The sequence below is a fragment of the Achromobacter sp. RTa genome (assembly GCF_000757485.1).
Taxonomy (GTDB): Bacteria; Pseudomonadota; Gammaproteobacteria; order Burkholderiales; family Burkholderiaceae_B; genus Achromobacter.
The window spans coordinates 74,661-95,478 of the sequence record NZ_JPYO01000036.1 but is presented as its reverse complement, the minus strand read 5'-3'; the positions used below and the strand labels follow the sequence as shown (position 1 = coordinate 95,478).

Genomic DNA, 20,818 nt, shown 5'->3' with positions numbered 1-20,818 from the left:
TCGATGGGCATGCGCGCGGGCCGGCCTATCAACCTAGTTAGTCATCCGCGGCAGATTCGCGGCCTTGATGGCGCGGCCCATTTGCTCGTAGGTGGTATCGACCATCCTGGCGTAGTCCTGGCCCGACATCCACACCGGGTCCACACCCAACTGCTTGTAGGTCTGCTGCAGGCGGTCGCTCGCCACAGCCGTCTTGGCGGATTGTTCCAGGCGCGTCCGGACCGACTCCGGCGTGCCCTTCGGCACCGCCAATCCCAGCCATGAATCGATCTCCACGTCGTATCCTGCTTCCTTCAGCGTGGGTACGTCGGGGAATTCCGGCCAGCGGATCGGGCTGGCGGAAGCCAGCAGGCGCAAGCGGCCCGACTGGATGTAGCTGGTGACATCCGAGGGATTCTGGACGATGGCGTCGACCTGCTTGCCCAGCAAGGCCGCCACCGTTTCGCTGCCGGATTTGTAGGAAACCTGCTCGAACTTGGCGCCGGTGACGCGGCCCAGGTCGAACATGGCCAGGTTGTTGGGCGCCGACGGCGCGCCAAAGAAGATGCCGGGCCCCTGCTTTGCCGCGGCGACCAGGTCGGCCACGCTCTTGTAGGGAGAGTCCGCCCGCACCACCACCCCATAACGGTAGCGCCCGTAGGCCGCCACGAATTCGAAATCGCGGGAGGTGTAGGGAATGGTCATCAGGTGCGGCATGATGGCGATGGACGACAGCGTCACCACGCCCAGGTTGTAGCCGTCGGCCGCCTGCTTGGCCACGTAGGCCGGACCGATCGTGCCGAGCGCGCCGGGCCGGTTGAACACCACCACGGAGCGGCCCAGGTCCGCCTCCATCGCGCGCGCCAGTTCGCGGCTGGCGACGTCGGTATTGCCGCCCGCCCCGTAATTGACCGTCAGCGTAACCTCCTTGTCCGGCCACGCCAGGGCCGGCGAGGCCGCCGTGCACAACGCCGCGGCCGCGAACGCCGCCAGCAATGATGCTGCTTTCATACTTGTCTCCTGTTGGGTTTCTTATTTGCGGGCCGGCGTGCTCAGGGCATGTAGAAGCCGCCGTTGATGTCGAGAATGGCGCCGTTGATGAATCCGGACTCCTCCGCCGCCAGGAACACCATCGCGGCGGCCACCTCTTCCGGGGTGCCCAGGCGGCGCGCGGGAATCTGCGCCGCGTAGTTCTCGTTGACCGAGGGCGCGGCCTGCTGCGCCATTTCGGTCAGGATGCGGCCCGGCGTAACCGCGTTGGCCGTGATGCCGTAGGGCCCCATCTCGGCGGCGATGGCCCGGGTCAGGCCCAGCACGCCCGCCTTGGACGCCATATAGCTGCCGCCGGCCACCAGCGATTTGGCCCGCCCCGCGAGCGAGGACACATTGACGATGCGCCCCCAGCCCTGTTCACGCATGGCGGGCAGCACCATCTGGCACAGCCGCAGCACCGACGTCAGGTTCACCTGCAGCACCTGGTCCCATTCCGCGGGCGTGATATCCAGGATGCCGGAGGAATTGCCGTTCGCCTGCTTGGGCGAGATGCCCGCGTTGTTCATCAGCACCGACACCGGGCCCCAGGCCCCGCGCACGCTGTCCACCAGCGCCTGCATGGCGGCATGGTCGGTCACGTCGGCGCGCTCCGTGCGCAGTTGGGCGGACGGGCCGCCCAGCCGCGCCGCATCCACGCCCTCGCGGCTGACCGCCAGCACCCGGTAGCCCTTGGCCAGCATCTGGCGCGCAAGCTCCAGGCCTATGCCCCGGCCCGCGCCGGTCACCAGCGCGACTTTGCTCGGATCTCGCTTCATGCCTGGCCCGCCGTGAAGAACGTGATGGGAGGGAACGCGTTCTCGTCGCAGATGACTTCGATCAGCGTGGTCAGTTCGGCGCCGCGCGCCTCGCGCAATGCGCCAGCGAGATCGGCCGGCGCCTCGACGCGCACGCCCAGGCAGCCCGCGGCCCGCGCGATCGCGGCGTGGTCCACGGGGTGGAAATGCACCGCGGAGGTATGGGCGCCGAATTTCACGTTCTCGGCGTGCTTCTGGAAGCCCAGGATGCCGTTGTTGATCACGACCAGCGTGACCTTGATGCCCATGCGGCGGGCGGTTTCGAGTTCCGCCCACACGTGGGCAAAGCCGCCGTCGCCCACGACGCAGATCACGTGGGCGTCTGGCCGCGCGACCTTGGCGCCCATGGCCATCGGGAAGCCCCAGCCCAGGCCGGCCAGGCCGCGCGGGGTCAGGAAACGCATGCCCGGAGCGAGCGAGGTCAGGTAGTTGGCGATCCAGATCGACGAGTAGCTGGCGTCTGCGACCACGATGGTGTCCTGATCCACGTCCTGGCGGATTTCCTCCAGCAGGCGCTCCGGACGGATCGGCTGCTGGTTGGACAGGCGGACCTCGCTCGACGCCTCCCATGAAGAGGCGCGGCCGGCCTGGATGGCCGCCTCCAGCCCGGCCCGGCGCGCCTGCGCGGCCGACAGATCGCGCGCTGCCAGTTCGCGCTGCAGCGCCAGCAGGGTTTCGCGCGCGTCGCCCGCCAGGCGCAGCGCTTCGTAGTTGCGGCCGATCTCGCCGCCGTCGACATCGATATGGATGTAGCGGGCGTTCTCAGGATAGAGCTTCCAGGAATCCGTGGCGTTCTGGTTGGTGCGCGTGCCCACCAGCAGCACCACGTCGGCGTCGGCGATGAAAGGCCGCAGATCGCGGCTGGCGCCGTTGGGGCCCATGAAGTAGCCGACCACGCCCAGCGACAGCGGGTGGCGTTCGTCAGTGCTGCCCTTGCCCATCACGGTGGTGCCCACGGGCAGGTGCGCAGCGTGCTGCAAGGCGGCCAGCGCCTGGGCGGCGCCCGAGACGTGCACGCCGCCGCCGGCAATGACCACCGGGCGCTTTGCGGAGGCGATCAAGTCCGCCGCGGCCTTGACCGCCTCGCCGGCGGCCACGCTGCGGTCCAGCGGGAAATGCCCGAGGCTCGCCTGCCGCTGCGTCGCGGCCGCGGCTTCGTTCAGCAGGTCGGCGGGCAGCATCAGCGCCACCGGACCCGGACGGCCCGAGCAGGCAATTGCGAAAGCCTGGTCCACGTAGTCCTCGATGCGCGAGGCCTCCGTCACGCGGCGCACCCATTTCGTGCAGGACGAGAACAGGCCGATGTGATCGAACTCCTGGAAGGCGTTCTTATCGGTCTGGTCGCGATTGACGTCCTGCACCAGCGCGATCACGGGGATGGACACCTTCAGGGCCTCGGCCAGGGGAGGCACGAGCAGGGTGGCGGCTGGACCGTTCTGCGCCGTCACGACCGCGGGCTTGCCGGTGATGCGGGCGTAGCCGTCGGCCATGTAGCCACCCGCGTTCTCGCTGCGGTAGGCCACCTGGGTCAGGCCCAGCTCTTCGCAGGCCAGGTGCAGCATGCTGGGCAGGCTCTGGCCGAATACGTGGGTTACGCCGTGGCGGATCAGCGCCTTCGCGATCAGGTGGGCCACCGTGCCGTGGTTGGTCAGGCCGGGTGCGGCCAGGGGGTGCAGCGTCGACATCTCGTCTCCTGTTTATATTTTATAAAATATAGATGGTGACAATGCCGCCGGTCAATAATTTTATTTTTTACAAAATACAAAATGTGGCGCTGGGGAGAACGGTAGAATCGCCTAGCGCGGGCCGCCCCGCGCCGAGCCTTGCGGCCGGCCGACCAGGAAACACAGGATGACCATCAATTTGGCGCCGATGCAGCGGGAAAACATGACCGCCCGCATCTATCGTGAAATCAAGCAGAAGATCATGATGGGCGAGCTGCGCCCGGGCGACACGATCACGCTGCGCTCGATCACCGACTCTCTTGGCGTGAGCCAGACCCCCGTGCGCGAGGCATTGCTGCAACTCGTGTCGGAACGCGCCCTGACGCTCAGCCCCGGTAAATCGGTCAAGGTGCCCGAACTCACCGTGGCGCAGCTGCAGGAATTGCGCAGCATCCGGCTGGAACTCGAATGCTTCGCGGCCAGGCGCGCCGTGCCCCATGCCACCCCGGCCCTGATCGCCGAGCTGCGGGCCATCCACGCCAGCCTGATGGAAAGCCGCCGGCAGCAGTTGATGGCTCCGGTGCTGGCGCGCAATTTCGACTTCCATTTCGCGCTGTACTCGGCCGCGCGGATGCCGCACCTGCTGTCGATGATCGAGAACCTGTGGGTGCAGACGGCTTCATACTTGTCCTATCTGTACACCCCGCCCTTTCCGGTCCTGCCTGACGGGCACCCGCACGAGGGCATCATCGCCGCGCTCGAAGCCGGCGACACTGAGGCAGTCGTGCGCGAGATCCGGCGCGACATCGAAGGCCACGGCGAATTCCTGATCCGCTACCTCACTGAACACGGGCTGGTGAAGTAGGCTCCCGCTAGGCTCCGGCCCCCAGCAGCATCACCAGCTTCAGGTCCGGATGCGTGGCCAGGCGGAAGGTGATCTGCTGGTAGGCCAGCTTGCCGCGCAACGGGTGCTGGAATTCGCGCACGCCGCCCTCGCGCTCCACCACCGCGTGGCGCGTCCACCAATGCGCGAATACCGGGCTTTGCCGGCCAAGGCCGTCCAGAAGCCCCAGCACCGCCGGCTCGTCCAGGTGCGCGCCCGCGTCGGCCCGGAATTCCGCCACCACCCGGCGGGCGCGCTGGTCCCAATCCACCACCAGCTCGCGCGCGGCCGGATCCAGGAAGATGTAGCGCAGCAGGTTGGGCTCGGCATCGCGCCTGGGCCAATCGTCGAAAAGATCGCGCAGCGGCTCGTTGTACGCAAGCACGTTCCAGGCGCGGTCCAGCACGTACGCCGGCGCATTGATGGCATTCACGCATTCCTGCAAGGATCCTGGCACGCCGCCCGCGTCGTCGCGGGGATGCTGCGGATCGGCGCAGTCGGCCAGATCGAACAGATAGGCGCGCTCCGCGCGCGCCAATTGCAGCACGCCGGCGATCCGCGACCAGACCGAAGGAGATACCGAGACCTCCCGTCCCTGTTCGATCCAGGTGTACCAGGTCACGCTGATGCCGCACAGCTGGGCAACCTCTTCGCGCCTTAGTCCGGGGGTGCGCCGGCGCATGCCTTCTGGCAGACCGGCCATCTGGGGCGTGATGCGGGATCGCGCGCTACGCACGAACTCGCCCAGCGCCTGACGGCGCACGCGGGAACCTTCATGGCCGGCGGCGCCGGGCTGGGGGGAAGTAGTCATACCAGGATCAGCAATGGGCTTGTACGTGTATAGCGGCCCGCCTATCTTAGCGCCTGCACCCCTTACTTCCGAGCGGGCCCGCTGTTTTTTTCCGCTTTCCGCAACCAAAAGGATTTCCATGACTTCCAGCACGCACGACGACGCCGTCGACCGCCAGTTCAGCCCGCGCGCCACCGCCTACCTGACCAGCGCGGTGCACGCCCAGGGCGAGGACCTGCTGCAAATGGCCGGCATCGCCGGCCAGCATCCCGGCGCGCGCCTGCTGGACCTGGGCTGCGGCGGCGGCCACGTGAGCTTTCATGTCGCGCCCCGGGTCCAGCACGTCACCGCCTATGACCTGTCGCAGCAGATGCTGGACGTGGTCGCCGGAGAAGCCGCCAAGCGCGGTCTGGCCAACCTGGCCACCTGTCAGGGCAAGGCCGAATACCTGCCCTTCGACGACGGCGAATTCGACCTGGTGATGTCGCGCTATTCCACCCACCACTGGCAGGATGCCGGGCGCGGGCTGCGCGAGGCTTTCCGCGTGCTCAAGCCTGGCGGCATCGCCGTGTTCGCCGACGTGGTCTCGCCGGGCGAACCGTTGCTGGACACCTGGCTGCAGACGATCGAAGTGCTGCGCGACACCTCTCACGTGCGCGACTATTCGGTTGCCGAATGGACCCGTATGCTGACCGAGGCCGGCTTCACCCTGCAAGGCCTGGAGCCTCGCCGCCTGCCCCTGGAATTCCAGTCCTGGGTGACCCGCATGCGCACGCCGGACACGCTGGTGGCGGCGCTGCGCCACATGTTCGGCATCGCACCCGATGTGGTGCGCGCGCACTTCGAGGTGCGGGACGACGGCTCCTTCACCAGCGACACGGCCACCATCGTGGTGAAAAAGCCGGGTTGAATCCGCGCCCCCGGCAGGGCGCCGCGCTCGACAGCCTCGGCGCCGGCCTTGTATAGATACGGATGACCCGGAAACCGTACAACAAGGAAGCGCCATGTCCGACCCCTCCAAGCAGCCGCCCGCCGAATCCCTGGCCGGCCTGACCGTCACGCAGGCGGCCGCCCTGATCCGCGAAGGCGGCCTATCCAGCGTCGCGCTGACCCAGGCATGCCTGGACCGCATCGCCGCCCGCGAGGACCTCAACGCCTTCATCGCCGTGGACCGGGACGGCGCGCTCGCCCAGGCCGCCGCCTGCGACGCGGCGCGCGCCCAGGGCGGCCGACCAGCCGGCCCGCTGGTCGGCGTGCCCATCGCCATCAAGGACAACATCCACGTCGCAGGCCTGCCCAACACGGCGGGCACGCCCGCCCTCAGGCAGTTCCGCCCGGCCGAGGACGCGCCCGTGGTGCGGCGTCTGCGCGAAGCCGGGGCCGTCATCGTGGGCAAGACCCACATGCACGAACTGGCGTTCGGCGTGTCTGGCTACAACACCGCGTTTCCCGGCGAGAACAGCGTGGGCACGCGCAATGCCTACGACGCCCGCCTCATCGCCGGCGGCTCGTCCTCGGGCAGCGGCGCGGCCGTGGGCGCGCGCCTGGCGCCCGCCGCGCTGGGCACCGACACGGGCGCCTCGGTGCGCCTGCCCGCCGCATTGAATGGCGCCGCCGGCTTCCGGCCGTCGGTGGGGCGGTATGACGGCGCGGGCATCACGCCTATCTCGCACACGCGCGACACCCCCGGCCCCATCGCCAACTGCATGGACGACATCGTGCTCCTGGACGCCGTGCTGGCCGGCGACGACCAGGCCCTGGCGCCCCTGCCGGCAAGCGGATTGAGGCTGGGCCTGCATGCGTATTTCTGGAAGGACCTGGACCCGCAGGTGCAGGCGGCAACGGACGTCGCCCTCGCCAGGCTGCGCGCCGCGGGCGTGCAGCTCGTGGAACTGGACATGCCGGGCCTGGAGGCCAGCAACGCCGCGGTCGGCATGCCGGTCTGCCTGTACGAACAGAAGGCGGACCTGGCGGATTATCTTCAGCGCTACGGCGCCGGGGTGAGCGTCGAAGAGGTAGCGGCGCAGATATCGAGCCCGGACGTCAAAGCGATTTTCGACGGCCTGATCATGCCGGGCGTCCTGCCCACGCCGTCCGGCGAGCTGCTGCCGCTGCAGCCGCTGTACGAACGCGCCATGGCCGTGCATCGCGGCGAGCTCATCGGCGTCTACCGCCGCGCATTCCAGGAGCATGCGCTCGACGGCCTGCTGTTTCCCACGTCGCCGGTCATGCCCATGGCATCCGCGCCGGAAGCCAGCAGCCTCGAGAACTTCGCCCGGCTCGCCCGCAACGTCGATCCGGGCAGCAACGCCGGCCTGCCCGGGCTCAGCGTGCCCGCGGGCCTTTCGGAGCAAGGCCTGCCCGTGGGACTGGAAGTGGACGGCCTGCCCGGCGAAGACAGGAAGATCCTGGCGATCGGCCTGACGCTGGAAGCCGTGCTGGGCCGGCTGGCCGGGCCGCCGCGCTAGCGCCCTTCGCAAAAGAAAGGCCGGCCCCCTCAGGCCGGCCTTGCCTTGCGCCCCGTTCAGCCCAGGTTGGGCGCCAGGGTGCGCTTCAGGTCCTCGATGCTGCGGCCGCTGCGCGCGGCGTAATCCTGCAACTGGTCTTCGCCGATCACGCCCACGTTGAAGTACTGCGACTGCGGATGGCTGAAGTAGAAGCCGGAAACGCTGGAAGCCGGGTACATGGCGTAGCTGTCGGTCAGCATCATGCCGATGTCCGTGCCGTCCAGCACGCGGAACATGTCGGTCTTCACCACATGCTCGGGGCAGGCGGGGTAGCCGGGCGCCGGGCGGATGCCCACGTACTTCTCGGCGATCATGTCGTCGTTGGACAGGGCCTCGTCCGGCGCATAGCCCCAGAGGTCCTGGCGCACGCGGGCGTGCAGGCACTCGGCGAAGCCCTCGGCCAGGCGGTCGGCCAGCGACTTCAGCATGATGCTGGAATAGTCGTCCAGCGCCTTTTCGAATTCCGCTTCCTTCTTCTCGATGCCCAGGCCCGCCGTAACGGCGAACATGCCGATGTAGTCCAGCTTACCGCTGGACTTGGGCGCGATGAAGTCCGACAGCGACTTGTTGCTGACGCCCTCGCGCTTGGCGCCCTGCTGGCGCAGGTTGCGGTACGTGAACAGCACTTCGCTGCGCGTCTCGTCCTTGTAGATCTCGATGTCTTCGTCGTTGATGCTGTTGGCCGGATAGAAGCCCACGACGCCGTTGGCGGTCAGCCAGCGGCCCTCGATGATGCGTTTCATCATGGCCTGGCCATCGGCGTAGACCTTGCGCGCCTGCTCGCCCACGACCTTGTCGTCCAGGATGGCCGGGAACGGGCCGAACAGGCTCCAGGTCTGGAAGAACGGGCCCCAATCCACGTATTTCGCGATCTCGGCCAGGTCATAGCTCTTGAACGTGCGGCGGCCGATGAACTTCGGGCGCGGCGGCGTGTAGGCGTCCCAGTCGATCACGGGGCGCGAAGCGCGCGCTTCCGCCAGCGGCAGGATGGGCGTGGCCTTGCGGTTGGCGTGGCGGCGGCGCACCTCTTCGTATTCCTGGGCCAGTTCGGCCAGGTACGTTTCCGATTGGTCGGACATCAGGTTGGTCGCCACGCCCACGGATCGGCTGGCGTCCGGCACGTAGATGACCGGGCCTTCGTAGTTGGGCGCGATCTTCACGGCGGTGTGCACGCGGCTGGTGGTGGCTCCGCCGATCATCAGCGGCAGCTTGCGGCTGCGGAAGTACTCGTCGCGCTGCATTTCGCTGGCCACGTAGGCCATTTCTTCCAGGCTGGGCGTGATCAGGCCGGACAGACCGACGATGTCGGCGTTCTCTTCCTTGGCCTTTTCCAGGATCTGCGCGCAGGGCACCATCACGCCCATGTTCACGACTTCGAAGTTATTGCACTGCAAGACCACCGACACGATGTTCTTGCCGATGTCGTGCACGTCGCCCTTGACGGTGGCGATGACGATCTTGCCCTTGGCGCGCACGTCGCCGCCGGCCGCCGCGATCTGGCGCTTTTCCTCTTCGATGAAAGGAATCAGGTGGGCCACGGCCTGCTTCATCACGCGGGCGGATTTCACCACCTGCGGCAGGAACATCTTGCCCGCGCCGAACAGGTCGCCCACGACGTTCATGCCGTCCATCAGCGGGCCTTCGATCACCTCGATCGGGCGGCCGCCGCGCGCGGCGATCTTCTGGCGCACCTCTTCCGTGTCTTCCACGATGAAGGCCGTGATGCCGTGCACCAGCGCATGCGACAGGCGCTGCTCGACCTCCGCGTTGCGCCAGCTCAGGTCCTCTTCCTTCTTGGCGCCCGAGCCCTTCACGCTGTCGGCGAACTGCACCAGGCGCTCGGTCGGCGAACGCTCGTCGTCGGCCTCGGTCTTGCCCACGGGTTCGGGGCGGTCCAGGATCACGTCCTCGACCAGGTCGCGCAGCTTCGGATCCAGGTCGGCGTACACGCCGAGCTGGCCGGCGTTGACAATGCCCATCGTCATGCCTTCCTTGACCGCGTAGTACAGGAACACGGTGTGGATGGCCTCGCGCATCGGCTCGTTGCCGCGGAACGAGAAGCTGACGTTGGACACGCCGCCCGAGATGCGGGCATGGGGCAGGTTGTCGCGGATCCAGCGCGTGCCTTCGATGAAGTCCACGGCATAGTGGTTGTGTTCGTCGATGCCGGTGGCGACCGCGAAGACGTTCGGATCGAAGATGATGTCCTCGGGCGGGAAGCCCTCTTCCTCGACCAGGATCTTGTAAGCGCGGCCGCAGATTTCCTTGCGACGCTCCAGCGTGTCGGCCTGGCCCTGCTCATCGAACGCCATCACCACCACGGCCGCGCCGTAACGGCGGCACAGGCGCGCATGGTGGCGGAAGGGTTCCAGCCCTTCCTTCATGGAAATGGAGTTCACCACCGGCTTGCCCTGCACGCACTTCAGGCCGGCCTCGATGACTTCCCACTTGGAGCTGTCGATCATGATCGGCACGCGCGCGATGTCGGGCTCGGAGGCGATCAGGTTCAGGAACCGGTGCATGCACGCGACCGAATCCAGCATGGCCTCGTCCATGTTGATGTCGATGATCTGCGCGCCGTTCTCGACCTGCTGGCGGGCCACCGCCAGCGCCTCGTCGTACTTTTCCTCGCGGATCAGGCGGGCGAACATCTTGCTGCCCGTGACGTTGGTGCGCTCGCCCACGTTGACGAACAGCGTGTCCTCGTCGATGTTCAAGGGCTCCAGGCCCGACAGCCGGGTCTTGACCGGGATCTCGGGCACTGCGCGCGGCGTCAGCGTGGCGACCTTCTCGGCGATGGCGCGGATGTGGTCCGGCGTGGTGCCGCAGCAGCCGCCGGACATGTTCACCAGGCCGGCCCGCGCGAATTCCTCCAGCAGCGCCGAGGTGTCGGCCGGGGTCTCGTCGAAGCCCGTTTCGGCCATCGGGTTGGGCAGGCCGGCGTTGGGATAGACGCAGACGTAGGTGTCGCAGATCTTGGACAGCTCGGCCACATAGGGGCGCATCAGCGCCGCGCCCAGCGCGCAGTTCAGGCCGATGGTGACCGGGCGCGCATGGCGCACCGAATTCCAGAAGGCCTCGACGGTCTGGCCGGACAGGATGCGGCCGGAAGCGTCGGTAACGGTGCCGGAGATCATGACGGGCAGACGGATGCCGCGCTGCTCGAACACTTCCTCGGTGGCGTAGATGGCAGCTTTAGCGTTCAGGGTATCGAAGATGGTTTCGATCAGGACGATGTCGATGCCGCCGTCGAGCAGCCCGTTGAGCTGTTCGACGTAGGCGGCGCGCAGTTCTTCGAAAGTGACGTTGCGGGCGCCGGGATCGTTCACGTCCGGCGAGATCGAGGCGGTCTTGGGCTGAGGGCCCAGCGCGCCGGCCACGAAGCGCGGCTTGTCCGGCGTGCTGTAGGCGTCACAGGCCTCGCGCGCCAGGCGGGCCGACACCAGGTTCAGCTCGTAGGCCAGTTCCGGCAGGTCGTAGTCGCCCTGGGCGATCGAGGTAGCCCCGAAGGTATTGGTCTCGATGACGTCGGCGCCCGCCTCCAGGTACTGGCGGTGGATCTCGGAGATCACGTCCGGACGCACCAGCGAAAGCAGTTCGTTGTCGCCCTTCAGGTCCTTGCCGTGAGCGGCGAAGCGCTCGCCGCGGAAATCGGCCTCGCCCAGCTTGTAACGCTGGATCATGGTGCCCATGGCCCCGTCCAGGATCAGGATGCGCTTGCCCAGCAGGCGGGCGAATTCGCCGCCCTGGGTATAGGCTTCGGGCGGGTACGGCAGGCGGGGATACGACACGGGCAGGTCCGGATGGAGTTGGCGACGGCGGCGCAATGTGGCTAAAAAGCGAAAAACGCCGGAAAAACAAGCCTTGATCGTAACAAAATGGGCTAATCCTCGCCTCCCGGTGATACAGTTTCGGCCCCGAACCGGTGCTTTCGGCGCAGAGCGCATGCAAGAACGCAACACTTGCAGGCAGCGTGCGAAAGGTAAACGGGAAACAGGAAGATGTCCGCAGGACGGCAGGGCCCCACAAGGCGCCCGCCCCTCCCGGCTCCAGCCTGTGCTGCCCCCGCAACGGTCCCCATGCGCGCGACGCGCCCATGGCAGCCCGATACCGGCCAGTTCGCCAGTCAGGACGTCCACTCTTGCCGCCCGCCGGGCCCCGATCGCCCCGCTTGCGGCGCTGGACGTCCTCCCATCGTGAATGACCTGCGGGGTCGCGGGTCGCATCGAGGTTACGTAGATGAAAGCCCGCTCCATCCGGCGCTATGCCGGCGCCCTGCTCTGTTCCGCTCCGGCCATCGCCGCCGCCCAGCAAGACGCTTCCCCCACTCCAGAACTCGACGCGGTCACCGTCACCGCCCAGCGCGTGCCGGGCGACGGCCGCACGCTGCCGGTGTCCATCTCGGTCGTCACCGCCAAGGACATCGAGGCCAGCAGCGCGCGCACCATGCAAGACCTGCTGTCGACGCAGGCAGGCATCCATCTGGTCAACACCACCGGCTCCAGCGACAACGCCATCGTGGACCTGCGCGGCTTCGGCATCACCGGCGCCAGCAACACGCTGATCCTGATCGACGGCGTCAAGCAGAACACCAACGACCTGTCCGCGCCCGGCCTGGGCGTGGTGCCGCTGGACCAGGTCGAGCGGATCGAGATCGTGCGCGGCAGCGGCTCGGTGCAGTACGGCGGCGGCACCACCGGCGGCGTGATCAACATCATCACCCGCAAGGACTTCGCCAAGGAGCCGGTCACCGCGCGCGCGACGGCCACCTTCGGCAGCTACGGCCTGCGCCAGTACGACGCCGCCGTGGCCCTGAACAACGAGAAAGTGGGCGTCGACGCCTACATGCAGTCGCTGCACACCGACGGCTACCGCGACCACAGCGGGGAACGCCGCGAGGGCGGCGGCGGCGGCATCACCTTCCGCCATGACGACGGCTCGATCCGCCTGTATGGCCGCACCACCACGCAGAAGCTGGAATTGCCCGGACCGCGCACGATCAACCCGACGACGGGCGTGAACGAATACCAGGACGATCCGCGCGGCTCCAAGAACGATATCGATTACGTCAAGACCACCACCACCACCTTCGGCCTGCAGCTCGAGCAGGCGATCGGCGCCGGCACCCTGTATGCCGACCTGTCGACCCGCGAAAAGAAGCTGGACGGCCTGTCGTACGACGGCTTCGGCGACATCCTGCGCGACCAGAAGCTGGAAGAGAACATCGCCAGCGTGCGCTACCGCCTGCCGATCGACGGCGGCCACAGCATCGTCTTCGGCGCCGACGGCCAGGAAGCCAAGACCACCGCCAACCAGAATGCCTATTACGATTTCCAGCCGTCGAAGTGGCAGTCGCGCCAGCATCAATATGGCCTGTTCGCCGAAGGCCAGGTCCGCGCCACCGAAAGCACCTACGTGACGATGGGCGTGCGCCGCCAGTACGCCTCCGACGACCTGGAAGTGATCTCGGGCACGGGCACGCCCTCCGACCGCAGCAACCACCTCACCGCCTGGCAGCTCGGCGTGCGCCAGGACCTGCCCGCCGGCTTCGGCGTGTACGGCAAGGTCGGCCGCAGCTTCCGCCTGCCCAACGCCGACGAACTGCTGTCGGTGCAGACCCCGTTGGCGCCGCAGACGTCCACCGACAAGGAAATCGGCGTGACCTGGCAATCGGCCAGCAGCAGCGCCCGCCTGTCGTACTTCCGTTCCGACCTGACCAACGAGATCCAGTACAACCCGCTGGCCGACGGCATGTGGGGTCCGGGCACCGGCGCCAATACCAACCTGGATCCGACCCGCCGCCAAGGCATCGAGCTGGAAGGCCACACAGCGATTTCCAGCAGTCTCACGCTCGATGCGAACCTGACCTGGATGGAAGCGCAGTTCCGCTCCGGCACCTACGTCGGCGTGGACCTGTCGGGCAAGACCGTGCCGTTGGCGCCCAAGTGGCTGGCGAACGCCGGCGTGACCTGGCGCCCCACCGATGCCTTCCTGTGGAACGTCACGGCGCAATACGTGGGCAAGTCGCGCATGGACAACGACCAGGCCAACCAGTTCGACAAGCAACTCGACGCCTACGTGCTGTTCAACACGAAGCTGGCGTATAAATTCACCCGCAACATCGAAGGCGCGGTGGGCGTGAACAACATCTTCGACCGCCAGTACGCTACCTACGGCATCCGTGGCGGCAATGCCTCGTTCGAAATGCTGGGCCCCGTCGCCAACTACAGCCTGTATCCCGCCCCGGGCCGCAATTTCTACGCATCGCTCACGCTGCGTTATTGATCGCGGTCCTCCGACCCGCCGGCCCTCCCGGGCCGGCGCTATCGAGGCCCTTGCATGACACCTGACCGCGCGTTCGCAACCGCCGGCCTGGCGCTGATCCTGGCGCTGGGCGCCGCTTGCGCGGCCGGCGCGCCGCCCGGCCCGGGCATCCGGGTCGTCGACGACCGCAACCGCGAGGTCGTCCTGGCCGCGCCCGCCAGGCGCGCGGTCACCCTGGCCCCGCACGCCACCGAGCTCGTCTATGCCGCGGGAGCGGGCGACCATATCGCCGCCACCATCCGCGGCAGCGATTACCCTCCCGCCGCCCGCCGCCTGCCGGTGATCGGCGACGGCACCCAGCCCGACCCCGAACGCGTGGCCGCCGCCCGCCCCGATCTGCTGATCGCCTGGCAGGCGGCGCCCGCCGAGCCGCTCGTGCGCGTCATGGACAAGCTGGGCGTGCCGGTCTTCTACAGCGATCCCCCCACCCTGGCGGCCATCCCGGACGCCGTGGAGCGGATGGGGGTCCTGTTCGGCACCGAACCCCAGGCGCGGGCCGCCGCCCGGGACATGCGCGCCCGGCTCGACGCCCTGAAGGCGCGCTATGCGGGGCGCCGGCCTGTGCGCGTATTCGTCCAGGCCGGCCTGGATCCCATCTTCACCTTGAACGACTCCAGCATCGTCAGCGACGCCCTGCGCGCCTGCGGCGGCGTCAACGTCTTCGGGCAGGCTCCCGTCGTGGCGCCGCAGGTCACGCTGGAGAGCGTGCTGGCCGCCCGCCCCGAGGCCGTGCTGGCGGGCGTGAGCCGGCCGGAGGACACTCCCAGGAACCTCGCGGCCTGGCAGACCATGGGCCTGCCAGCCGCCCGGCTCGGCCACGTGTACGGGATCGACGCGGACGCGCTGTACCGGCCAGGGCCGCGCCTGCTGGACGCGGCCGAGATCCTCTGCGCCGACCTGGACCGCCTGCGCCGCTGACCCGGCCTCCATGCCGCCATCTTCAAATTATGGAACGCGGTATTCCGCCGGATGCGTCTGCCGATACGCGTCGTGCTTTATCATTCGTGCAACGATACGCCAGTCCCCGCGGGCCTCGCATGGTGCGCACCCGCCCTTTGAAACACCGCCATGACCACTCAAGACACTCTCACCATCGCCGGGCGCGCCTATTCGTCGCGCCTGCTCGTCGGCACCGGCAAGTACAAGGACTTCGAACAGACCCGCGCGGCGCTGGACGCCAGCGGCACCGAGATCGTCACCGTCGCGATCCGCCGCACCAACATCGGCCAGAACGCCGGCGAACCCAACCTGCTGGACTACGTTCCGCCCTCGAAATTCACCCTGCTGCCCAACACCGCCGGCTGCTACAGCGCCGACGACGCCGTGCGCACGCTGCGCCTGGCGCGCGAGTTGCTGGACGGCCATGACCTGGTGAAGCTGGAAGTGCTGGGCGACCCGCACACCCTGTTCCCCAACATGCCCGAAACGCTGAAGGCCACCAAGACGCTGGTGGACGACGGCTTCAAGGTCATGGTGTATTGCACCGACGACCCCATCCAGTGCCGCATGCTGGAAGACCTGGGCGCCGTGGCGGTGATGCCGCTGGCCTCGCTGATCGGCTCGGGCATGGGTATCCTCAACCCCTGGAACCTGCGCCTCATCATCGAACAGGCCCGCGTGCCCATCGTGGTGGACGCCGGCGTGGGCACCGCCTCGGACGCCGCCATCGCCATGGAACTGGGCTGCGACGCCGTCCTGATGAACACCGCCATCGCCGGCGCGCGCGACCCCATCCTGATGGCCAGCGCCATGAAGAAGGGCGTGGAAGCCGGCCGCGAGGCCTTCCTGGCCGGCCGCATGCCCAAAAAGCTGTACAGCGGCGCCCCCAGTTCGCCTACCGAAGGCCTGATCACGGCCGGCCCGGCCAGCGGCGGCGCCAAATGAGCTCCCGCGCCCCGGCCGCCGGCGGCCGTCCCATTCCGAATGCGCTGACCATCGCCGGCGTCGACCCCTCCGGCGGCGCCGGCATCCTGGCCGACGTGAAGGCCATGAGCGCGCTGGGCGCCTACGGCTGCTCCGTCATCGCGGCCCTGACCGCGCAGAACACGCGCGGCGTCACCGGCATCTCGGCGGTGCCGCCCGCTTTCGTGGGCCAGCAGATCGACACGCTGTTCGAGGACGTGCGCATCGACGCCGTCAAGATCGGCATGCTGGGCCAGCACCCGGTGATCCAGGTCGTGGCCGAGAAGCTCGCCAAGTGGACCCCGGCCCACGTGGTGCTGGATCCCGTCATGGTGGCCAAGAGCGGCGACCTGCTGCTGGAGCGCGACGCCGTGGGCGCCATGCGCGAGGCCCTGCTGCCCCAGGCCACCCTGCTGACGCCCAACCTGCCCGAGGCCGGCGTGCTGCTGGAAGAGCGGCCGGTCGAGACCGTCAAGGAAATGCGGCGCGTGGCCGAACGGCTGCGCAACAAGCTGGCGCATTCCGGCGAACGCTGGGTGCTCGTCAAGGGCGGCCACCTGCCCGGCAACGACACGATCGACCTGCTGCACGACGGCGACCGGATGATCGAGCTGCCCGGCCACCGCATCGCCACGGTCAACACCCACGGCACGGGCTGCACGCTGTCGGCGGCGCTGGCCGCGCTGCTGCCGCAAACCGGGGACGTACCCGAGGCCGCGCGCCGCGCCAAGGCCTACCTGACCGAGGCCATCCGCCACGCGGAGCGCTTGTCGGTGGGTTCCGGCCACGGCCCCGTCCACCACTTCCACGCCTGGTGGTAGGCGCAAGCGGCGGCTGAAACATCTGTCGGCGGGGCGGCGCGTCACAGTACGCTACGAATCGGTACAATGGTCAGTTGATTCCTCTGTTTTTTCTGACCGTCATGAACGCTTCGACCCTGCCCGACGTAGAACAAGCCCGCTTCAACATGGTGGAACAGCAGATCCGCCCCTGGGACGTTCTGGACGCCAACGTGCTGCAAGCGCTGTTCGATGTGCGCCGCGAACAATTCGTTCCGCCGGCCCTGCGCGCAATGGCGTTTTCCGATCTGGAACTGCCGCTTGAAATCAACGCGGTCAACACGCGCCAGACCATGCTCGCGCCCAAGGTGGAAGCCCGCCTGGCGCAGGAACTGCTGCTGACCAAGTCCGACTGCGTGCTGGAGATCGGCACCGGCTCCGGCTACCAGGCCGCGCTGCTGGGCTACCTGGCGCAGCAGGTCACCTCGGTCGAGATCGACAGCCGCCTCGTGACGTTCGCTCAGCAGAACCTGCAGATGAACAACGTCACCAACGTCAAGGTCGAAACGGGCGACGCCCGCAACGGCTGGGGCTCCACCGAATACGACGCCATCCTCGTCACGGGTTCCGTGCCGACCGTGCCCGACGCGCTGAAGTACCAGCTGCGCGTGGGCGGCCGCCTGGTCGTCGTCGTGGGCCAGGCTCCCGTCATGACCGCCTGTCGCATCACCCGCACCACCGCGGCCAGCTTCGAAACGGTGAACCTGTTCGAAACGGTCATCAAGCCGCTGCGCGGCGTCACGGTGTCCCAGTTCAAGTTCTGAGTCCCAACCCTGCCGCCCTGCGTCCGCAACCCCGCAGGGCCGGCGGCGTCCACGGCGGCCCGGCGTATCGTTGAAAATCATGCGCGTCCGATTGCTTACGGCTTTATTGGTATTTACCTGCGCCGCAAGCGTCGGCCCGACCCTCGCGCGCGCGCAGAACCTGATCCAGGTCTGGCAGTCGGCGCTGGGCAATGACCCGATCTACGCCGCCGCGCGCGCCAACTACCGCGCCGGCCTGGAAAAAGAACCCCAGGCCCGCTCCCTGCTTCTACCCCTGATTTCCGCCGAGGCCGGCGGCGCCTACCAGGAAACCCGCAGCACCCGCGGCCTGGGCGTCGCCTACAGCGGCGGACGCGGCGTCTGGGACCTTTCGCTGACCCAGCCCCTGTTCGACTGGGGCCGCTGGCAGAACTACGAGCAATCCAAGCTGGTCGTGGCCGACGTGGAAGTGCAGTTGCAACAGGCCTACCAGGACCTGCTGCTGCGCGTGGCCGACGCCTACTTCAACGTGCTCTACGCCCAGGACACCCTGACCGCGACCGAGGCCGAAAAGGCCGCCGTGGCCGGCCAGCTGGAATCGGCCAAGCGCAATTTCGAGCTGGGCAACGCCACCATCACCGATACCTACGAGGCGCAGGCGCGCTACGACCTGGTGGTGGCCCAGGAACTGCGGCTGCAGAACGACCTGGAAGTGCGCCGGGACGAGCTCGCCAAGATCATCGGCACGCCTCCCGGCGCGCTGGCCGAGCTGCCCTACGGCGTGCAGCTGCCCGCCCCGCAGCCCGCCCGGGTCGCCGACTGGAGCACCCAGGCCGAGGCGTCCAGCCTGGATGTGCTGCGCGCCCAGTTGCTGACGCGCATCGCCGGACGCGAAATCCAGATCGCCAAGAGCGGCCATTACCCCACCTTGAACCTGCGCGCCACCAGTGGCAGCGCCAGCGACGCGGTCATGCGCAACGCCGCGCCGGGCAAGCCGATCGACAACACGATCGGCGTCGTGCTGTCCATTCCGCTGTACGCGGGTGGCGGCGTGTCGTCGCAGGTCACCGAAAAAGTGCAACTGGAGCAGAAGGCGCGCCACGACTACGAGGCGGCGCGCCGCCAGGCCGTCCAGGCCGCTCGCCAGTACTACACCGGAGTCACCAGCGGCCTGGCGCGCATCCAGGCGCTGGAAGCCGGCGAGAAATCCAGCCGCGCCGCGGTCGAGGCCAACCGCACCGGCTACGAGGTCGGCGTGCGCATCAACCTGGACGTGCTCAATGCCCAGCAGCAGCTCTACGCCACCCAGCGCGACCTGGCGCTGGCGCGCTACAGCACCGTGCTGGCGAGCCTGCGGCTGAAAGCCACGAGCGGCATCCTGGCGGAAACGGACCTGGAGGCGATCAACCGCCTGCTGCGGGAGCCGCGCTAGGCGCCTTGTATTTTCCTCACAAGGGCCGTGGTGGAGCGTTCGAATTCGAAGGGAATGGCCACGGCGGTTCCGCCCCAGGACTTGACCAGAGCGGTCTCGGGCAGCTTCTCCATGTCGTAGTCGCCGCCCTTGACGATCATGTCGGGCTTGAGCTGCGCGATCAAGGCCTCGGGGGTATCTTCGTGGAAGGACGTGACGAGCGTCACGCAGCCCAGCGCGGCCAGCAAGGCGGCGCGGTCTTCCATGCGGTTCAAGGGGCGTTCGGCGCCCTTGCCCAGGCGGCGCACCGATTCATCGGTGTTCACCGCCACCACCAGGGTCGCGCCCAGTTGAGCCGCCTGATCCAGATAGGTCGCGTGGCCCCGGTGCAGGATATCGAAGACGCCGTTGGTGAACACCAACGGCCGCGGATAGCGGCCTTCGGCGACGGCGGCGACGCATTCGTCGCGGGACAGGACCTTGGATTCGAAACGGGCGGCAGGCATGGCGGGATTGTACTGCGGCGACAGTGTCTGACTCAGTGTCTGACACCCCTACGAAATGCCGGCCCGATGGAAGTTGCCCTTCCCGGGTGTCTGACTCAGTGTCTGACACCCCTACGAGATACCGGCCCGATGGAAGTTGCCCTTCCCGGGTGTCTGACACAGTGTCTGACACCCCTACGAGATGCAGGCCCGATGGAAGTTGCCCTTCCCGGGTGTCTGACACCGACTTGGATACGGCCGGATGTCTGACACCCGGGAAGCTTATCTCCAACTTGCCCGGCTATCTCGTACGGGTGTCAGACACACGGAGGAGGAGGCTTGGATGTCTGACACCCGGGAAGCCTGTCTCCAACTTGCCCAGCTATCTCGTACGGGTGTCAGACACACGGAGGAGGAGGCTTACCCGGGAAGCTTATCTCCAGCTTGCCCAGCTATCTCGTACGGGTGTCAGACACACGGAGAAGAGGGCTGGTCAGACACACGGAGAAGGAGGCCGGAGGCTTACGCAGGCGTAAGAATCTTCTTTTCCTTCGGCACGATCAGCGCCGACATTTCCTTGCGGTAGCGGTTCAGGTCCTTCACGGTTTCAAAGCTGCGGTCCATCAGCTTGGACAGGATGTGCAGAATCCGGGTGATGACCTTCTGCTCCCAGACGCCGTCGAAGCGGATCTGCGTGTCCAGCCAGTGCTCCAGCCAGCCCGGCTCCGGCAGGCGCGACTGCACGGTGTCGTTGGGGAACAGGTCCTTGTTCACGTGCAGGTTGGTCGGGTGCAGGGCCTGCTGCGTGCGGCCGGCCGACGCCATCAGCACGCCGATCTTCGAGAACGCCAGGCGCGCCTGCTCGCTCGTATCCTGGCCGCGGTCGTGCAGGGCGCGGCGCATGTACTGCAGGTAGGCGCCGGCATGGCGGGCCTCGTCCTGGGCCACGGTCTTGTAGATGGACTTGATGACCGGTTCCGTGTGCCATTCGGCGGCGCGGCGGTACCAGTGGTTCAGGCGGATTTCGCCGCAGAAATGCAGCATCAGCGTTTCCAGCTCGGGCGCGGAGTCGAACTCGAAACGCACGTTGTGCAGCTCTTCCTCGGTCGGCACGAGATCCGGACGGAAACGGCGCAGGTATTCGATCAGCACCAGCGAATGCTTCTGCTCTTCGAAGAACCACACCGACATGAACGCGCAGAAATCGCTGTCGCCGCGATTGTCGCGCAGGAACATTTCGGTGGCCGGCAGAGCGGCCCATTCGGTGATGGCGTTCATCTTGATCGTGTGCGCCTGCTCGTCGGAGAGCTTGCTGCGATCGAAGTCGCCCCAGGGAATGTCATGCGCCATGTTCCAGCGCACGGCTTCCATGGTCTTGAAGAGTTCAGGATAAAGCATGTTCTGCCCTTGTATTCGTCCCGCTGATGGGGCTATGGAAATTAGT

At 67.5% G+C, this 20,818-nt stretch carries 16 protein-coding genes; 9 read left to right on the top strand and 7 right to left on the bottom strand.

Features of this window, described 5'->3' with window-relative positions:
* Window positions 1–33: 33 nt before the first annotated feature.
* The 3 genes from JL37_RS13685 to JL37_RS13675 are packed head-to-tail and all read right to left on the bottom strand — an operon-like array spanning window position 34 to window position 3,511.
* Window positions 34–990: a tripartite tricarboxylate transporter substrate binding protein gene (locus JL37_RS13685; protein ID WP_043544677.1), complete on the bottom strand. Its 957-nt coding sequence runs from the start codon at window positions 988–990 to the stop codon at window positions 34–36.
* 41 nt (window positions 991–1,031) lie between these two features.
* Window positions 1,032–1,787 carry a 3-oxoacyl-ACP reductase gene (locus JL37_RS13680; protein WP_043544676.1) on the bottom strand — a complete coding sequence of 252 codons (756 nt, stop codon included), beginning with the start codon at window positions 1,785–1,787 and terminating at the stop codon, window positions 1,032–1,034.
* Window positions 1,784–3,511, bottom strand: coding sequence for an acetolactate synthase catalytic subunit (locus tag JL37_RS13675; RefSeq protein ID WP_043544675.1), 1,728 nt, complete (start codon window positions 3,509–3,511; stop codon window positions 1,784–1,786). The genes JL37_RS13680 and JL37_RS13675 overlap by 4 nt, the downstream gene beginning before the upstream one ends.
* A gap of 166 nt (window positions 3,512–3,677) precedes the next feature.
* Between JL37_RS13675 and JL37_RS13670 the strand changes: the two genes are divergently transcribed.
* Window positions 3,678–4,355 carry a GntR family transcriptional regulator gene (locus tag JL37_RS13670; protein WP_043544674.1) on the top strand — a complete coding sequence of 226 codons (678 nt, stop codon included), beginning with the start codon at window positions 3,678–3,680 and terminating at the stop codon, window positions 4,353–4,355.
* Window positions 4,356–4,362: 7 nt separating this feature from the next.
* Here the strand turns inward: JL37_RS13670 and JL37_RS13665 are convergent, their stop codons facing one another.
* Window positions 4,363–5,184 carry a helix-turn-helix transcriptional regulator gene (locus tag JL37_RS13665; protein ID WP_052097184.1) on the bottom strand — a complete coding sequence of 274 codons (822 nt, stop codon included), beginning with the start codon at window positions 5,182–5,184 and terminating at the stop codon, window positions 4,363–4,365.
* Window positions 5,185–5,302: 118 nt separating this feature from the next.
* Between JL37_RS13665 and JL37_RS13660 the strand changes: the two genes are divergently transcribed.
* Both JL37_RS13660 and iaaH read left to right on the top strand, forming a co-directional pair.
* A complete protein-coding gene (locus JL37_RS13660; RefSeq protein WP_043544673.1) occupies window positions 5,303–6,073 on the top strand; it encodes a class I SAM-dependent methyltransferase in 771 nt (256 codons plus the stop codon).
* A gap of 94 nt (window positions 6,074–6,167) precedes the next feature.
* Window positions 6,168–7,631 carry an indoleacetamide hydrolase gene (iaaH, locus tag JL37_RS13655; RefSeq protein WP_043544672.1) on the top strand — a complete coding sequence of 488 codons (1,464 nt, stop codon included), beginning with the start codon at window positions 6,168–6,170 and terminating at the stop codon, window positions 7,629–7,631.
* A gap of 56 nt (window positions 7,632–7,687) precedes the next feature.
* Here the strand turns inward: iaaH and metH are convergent, their stop codons facing one another.
* Window positions 7,688–11,461 (bottom strand): methionine synthase, encoded by a 3,774-nt coding sequence (gene metH, locus JL37_RS13650; RefSeq protein WP_043544970.1) that lies wholly within the window; start codon window positions 11,459–11,461, stop codon window positions 7,688–7,690.
* A gap of 448 nt (window positions 11,462–11,909) precedes the next feature.
* Between metH and JL37_RS13645 the strand changes: the two genes are divergently transcribed.
* The 6 genes from JL37_RS13645 (at window position 11,910) to JL37_RS13620 (ending at window position 18,910) form a co-directional block, all read left to right on the top strand.
* The gene (locus JL37_RS13645) at window positions 11,910–13,955 is read left to right on the top strand and encodes a TonB-dependent receptor (protein WP_043544671.1); all 2,046 of its coding nucleotides are present in this window, start codon (window positions 11,910–11,912) and stop codon (window positions 13,953–13,955) included.
* Window positions 13,956–14,009: 54 nt separating this feature from the next.
* Window positions 14,010–14,912, top strand: coding sequence for a cobalamin-binding protein (locus JL37_RS13640; RefSeq protein WP_081955067.1), 903 nt, complete (start codon window positions 14,010–14,012; stop codon window positions 14,910–14,912).
* 150 nt (window positions 14,913–15,062) lie between these two features.
* Complete coding sequence (locus tag JL37_RS13635) at window positions 15,063–15,878, top strand: thiazole synthase (protein ID WP_043544670.1); 816 nt, start codon at window positions 15,063–15,065, stop codon at window positions 15,876–15,878.
* Complete coding sequence (gene thiD / locus JL37_RS13630) at window positions 15,875–16,717, top strand: bifunctional hydroxymethylpyrimidine kinase/phosphomethylpyrimidine kinase (protein WP_043544669.1); 843 nt, start codon at window positions 15,875–15,877, stop codon at window positions 16,715–16,717. The genes JL37_RS13635 and thiD overlap by 4 nt, the downstream gene beginning before the upstream one ends.
* A 101-nt stretch (window positions 16,718–16,818) precedes the next feature.
* Window positions 16,819–17,499 carry a protein-L-isoaspartate O-methyltransferase gene (locus JL37_RS13625; RefSeq protein ID WP_043544965.1) on the top strand — a complete coding sequence of 227 codons (681 nt, stop codon included), beginning with the start codon at window positions 16,819–16,821 and terminating at the stop codon, window positions 17,497–17,499.
* A 79-nt stretch (window positions 17,500–17,578) separates the two neighbouring features.
* Window positions 17,579–18,910, top strand: a complete 1,332-nt coding sequence (locus JL37_RS13620) for a TolC family outer membrane protein (protein ID WP_043544668.1) — start codon at window positions 17,579–17,581, stop codon at window positions 18,908–18,910.
* Here JL37_RS13620 and rfaE2 read toward each other — a convergent pair.
* A complete protein-coding gene (rfaE2, locus tag JL37_RS13615; protein ID WP_043544667.1) occupies window positions 18,907–19,395 on the bottom strand; it encodes a D-glycero-beta-D-manno-heptose 1-phosphate adenylyltransferase in 489 nt (162 codons plus the stop codon). The two genes, JL37_RS13620 and rfaE2, sit on opposite strands and share 4 nt — an antisense overlap.
* A 501-nt stretch (window positions 19,396–19,896) precedes the next feature.
* Window positions 19,897–20,772, bottom strand: a complete 876-nt coding sequence (locus JL37_RS13610; RefSeq protein ID WP_043544666.1) for a ferritin — start codon at window positions 20,770–20,772, stop codon at window positions 19,897–19,899.
* Window positions 20,773–20,818 lie beyond the last annotated feature (46 nt).

What these genes read in the sequence shown, in the direction of transcription:
- JL37_RS13640 (WP_081955067.1), top strand. Translation starts at nt 14,010, where the DNA reads ATGACACCTGACCGCGCGTTCGCAACCGCCGGCCTGGCGCTGATCCTG.
- JL37_RS13685 (WP_043544677.1), bottom strand. Translation starts at nt 990, where the DNA reads ATGAAAGCAGCATCATTGCTGGCGGCGTTCGCGGCCGCGGCGTTGTGC.
- iaaH (WP_043544672.1), top strand. Translation starts at nt 6,168, where the DNA reads ATGTCCGACCCCTCCAAGCAGCCGCCCGCCGAATCCCTGGCCGGCCTG.
- thiD (WP_043544669.1), top strand. Translation starts at nt 15,875, where the DNA reads ATGAGCTCCCGCGCCCCGGCCGCCGGCGGCCGTCCCATTCCGAATGCG.
- JL37_RS13645 (WP_043544671.1), top strand. Translation starts at nt 11,910, where the DNA reads ATGAAAGCCCGCTCCATCCGGCGCTATGCCGGCGCCCTGCTCTGTTCC.
- JL37_RS13660 (WP_043544673.1), top strand. Translation starts at nt 5,303, where the DNA reads ATGACTTCCAGCACGCACGACGACGCCGTCGACCGCCAGTTCAGCCCG.
- JL37_RS13610 (WP_043544666.1), bottom strand. Translation starts at nt 20,772, where the DNA reads ATGCTTTATCCTGAACTCTTCAAGACCATGGAAGCCGTGCGCTGGAAC.
- JL37_RS13620 (WP_043544668.1), top strand. Translation starts at nt 17,579, where the DNA reads ATGCGCGTCCGATTGCTTACGGCTTTATTGGTATTTACCTGCGCCGCA.
- JL37_RS13625 (WP_043544965.1), top strand. Translation starts at nt 16,819, where the DNA reads ATGAACGCTTCGACCCTGCCCGACGTAGAACAAGCCCGCTTCAACATG.
- rfaE2 (WP_043544667.1), bottom strand. Translation starts at nt 19,395, where the DNA reads ATGCCTGCCGCCCGTTTCGAATCCAAGGTCCTGTCCCGCGACGAATGC.
- JL37_RS13665 (WP_052097184.1), bottom strand. Translation starts at nt 5,184, where the DNA reads ATGACTACTTCCCCCCAGCCCGGCGCCGCCGGCCATGAAGGTTCCCGC.
- JL37_RS13680 (WP_043544676.1), bottom strand. Translation starts at nt 1,787, where the DNA reads ATGAAGCGAGATCCGAGCAAAGTCGCGCTGGTGACCGGCGCGGGCCGG.
- JL37_RS13675 (WP_043544675.1), bottom strand. Translation starts at nt 3,511, where the DNA reads ATGTCGACGCTGCACCCCCTGGCCGCACCCGGCCTGACCAACCACGGC.
- JL37_RS13670 (WP_043544674.1), top strand. Translation starts at nt 3,678, where the DNA reads ATGACCATCAATTTGGCGCCGATGCAGCGGGAAAACATGACCGCCCGC.
- JL37_RS13635 (WP_043544670.1), top strand. Translation starts at nt 15,063, where the DNA reads ATGACCACTCAAGACACTCTCACCATCGCCGGGCGCGCCTATTCGTCG.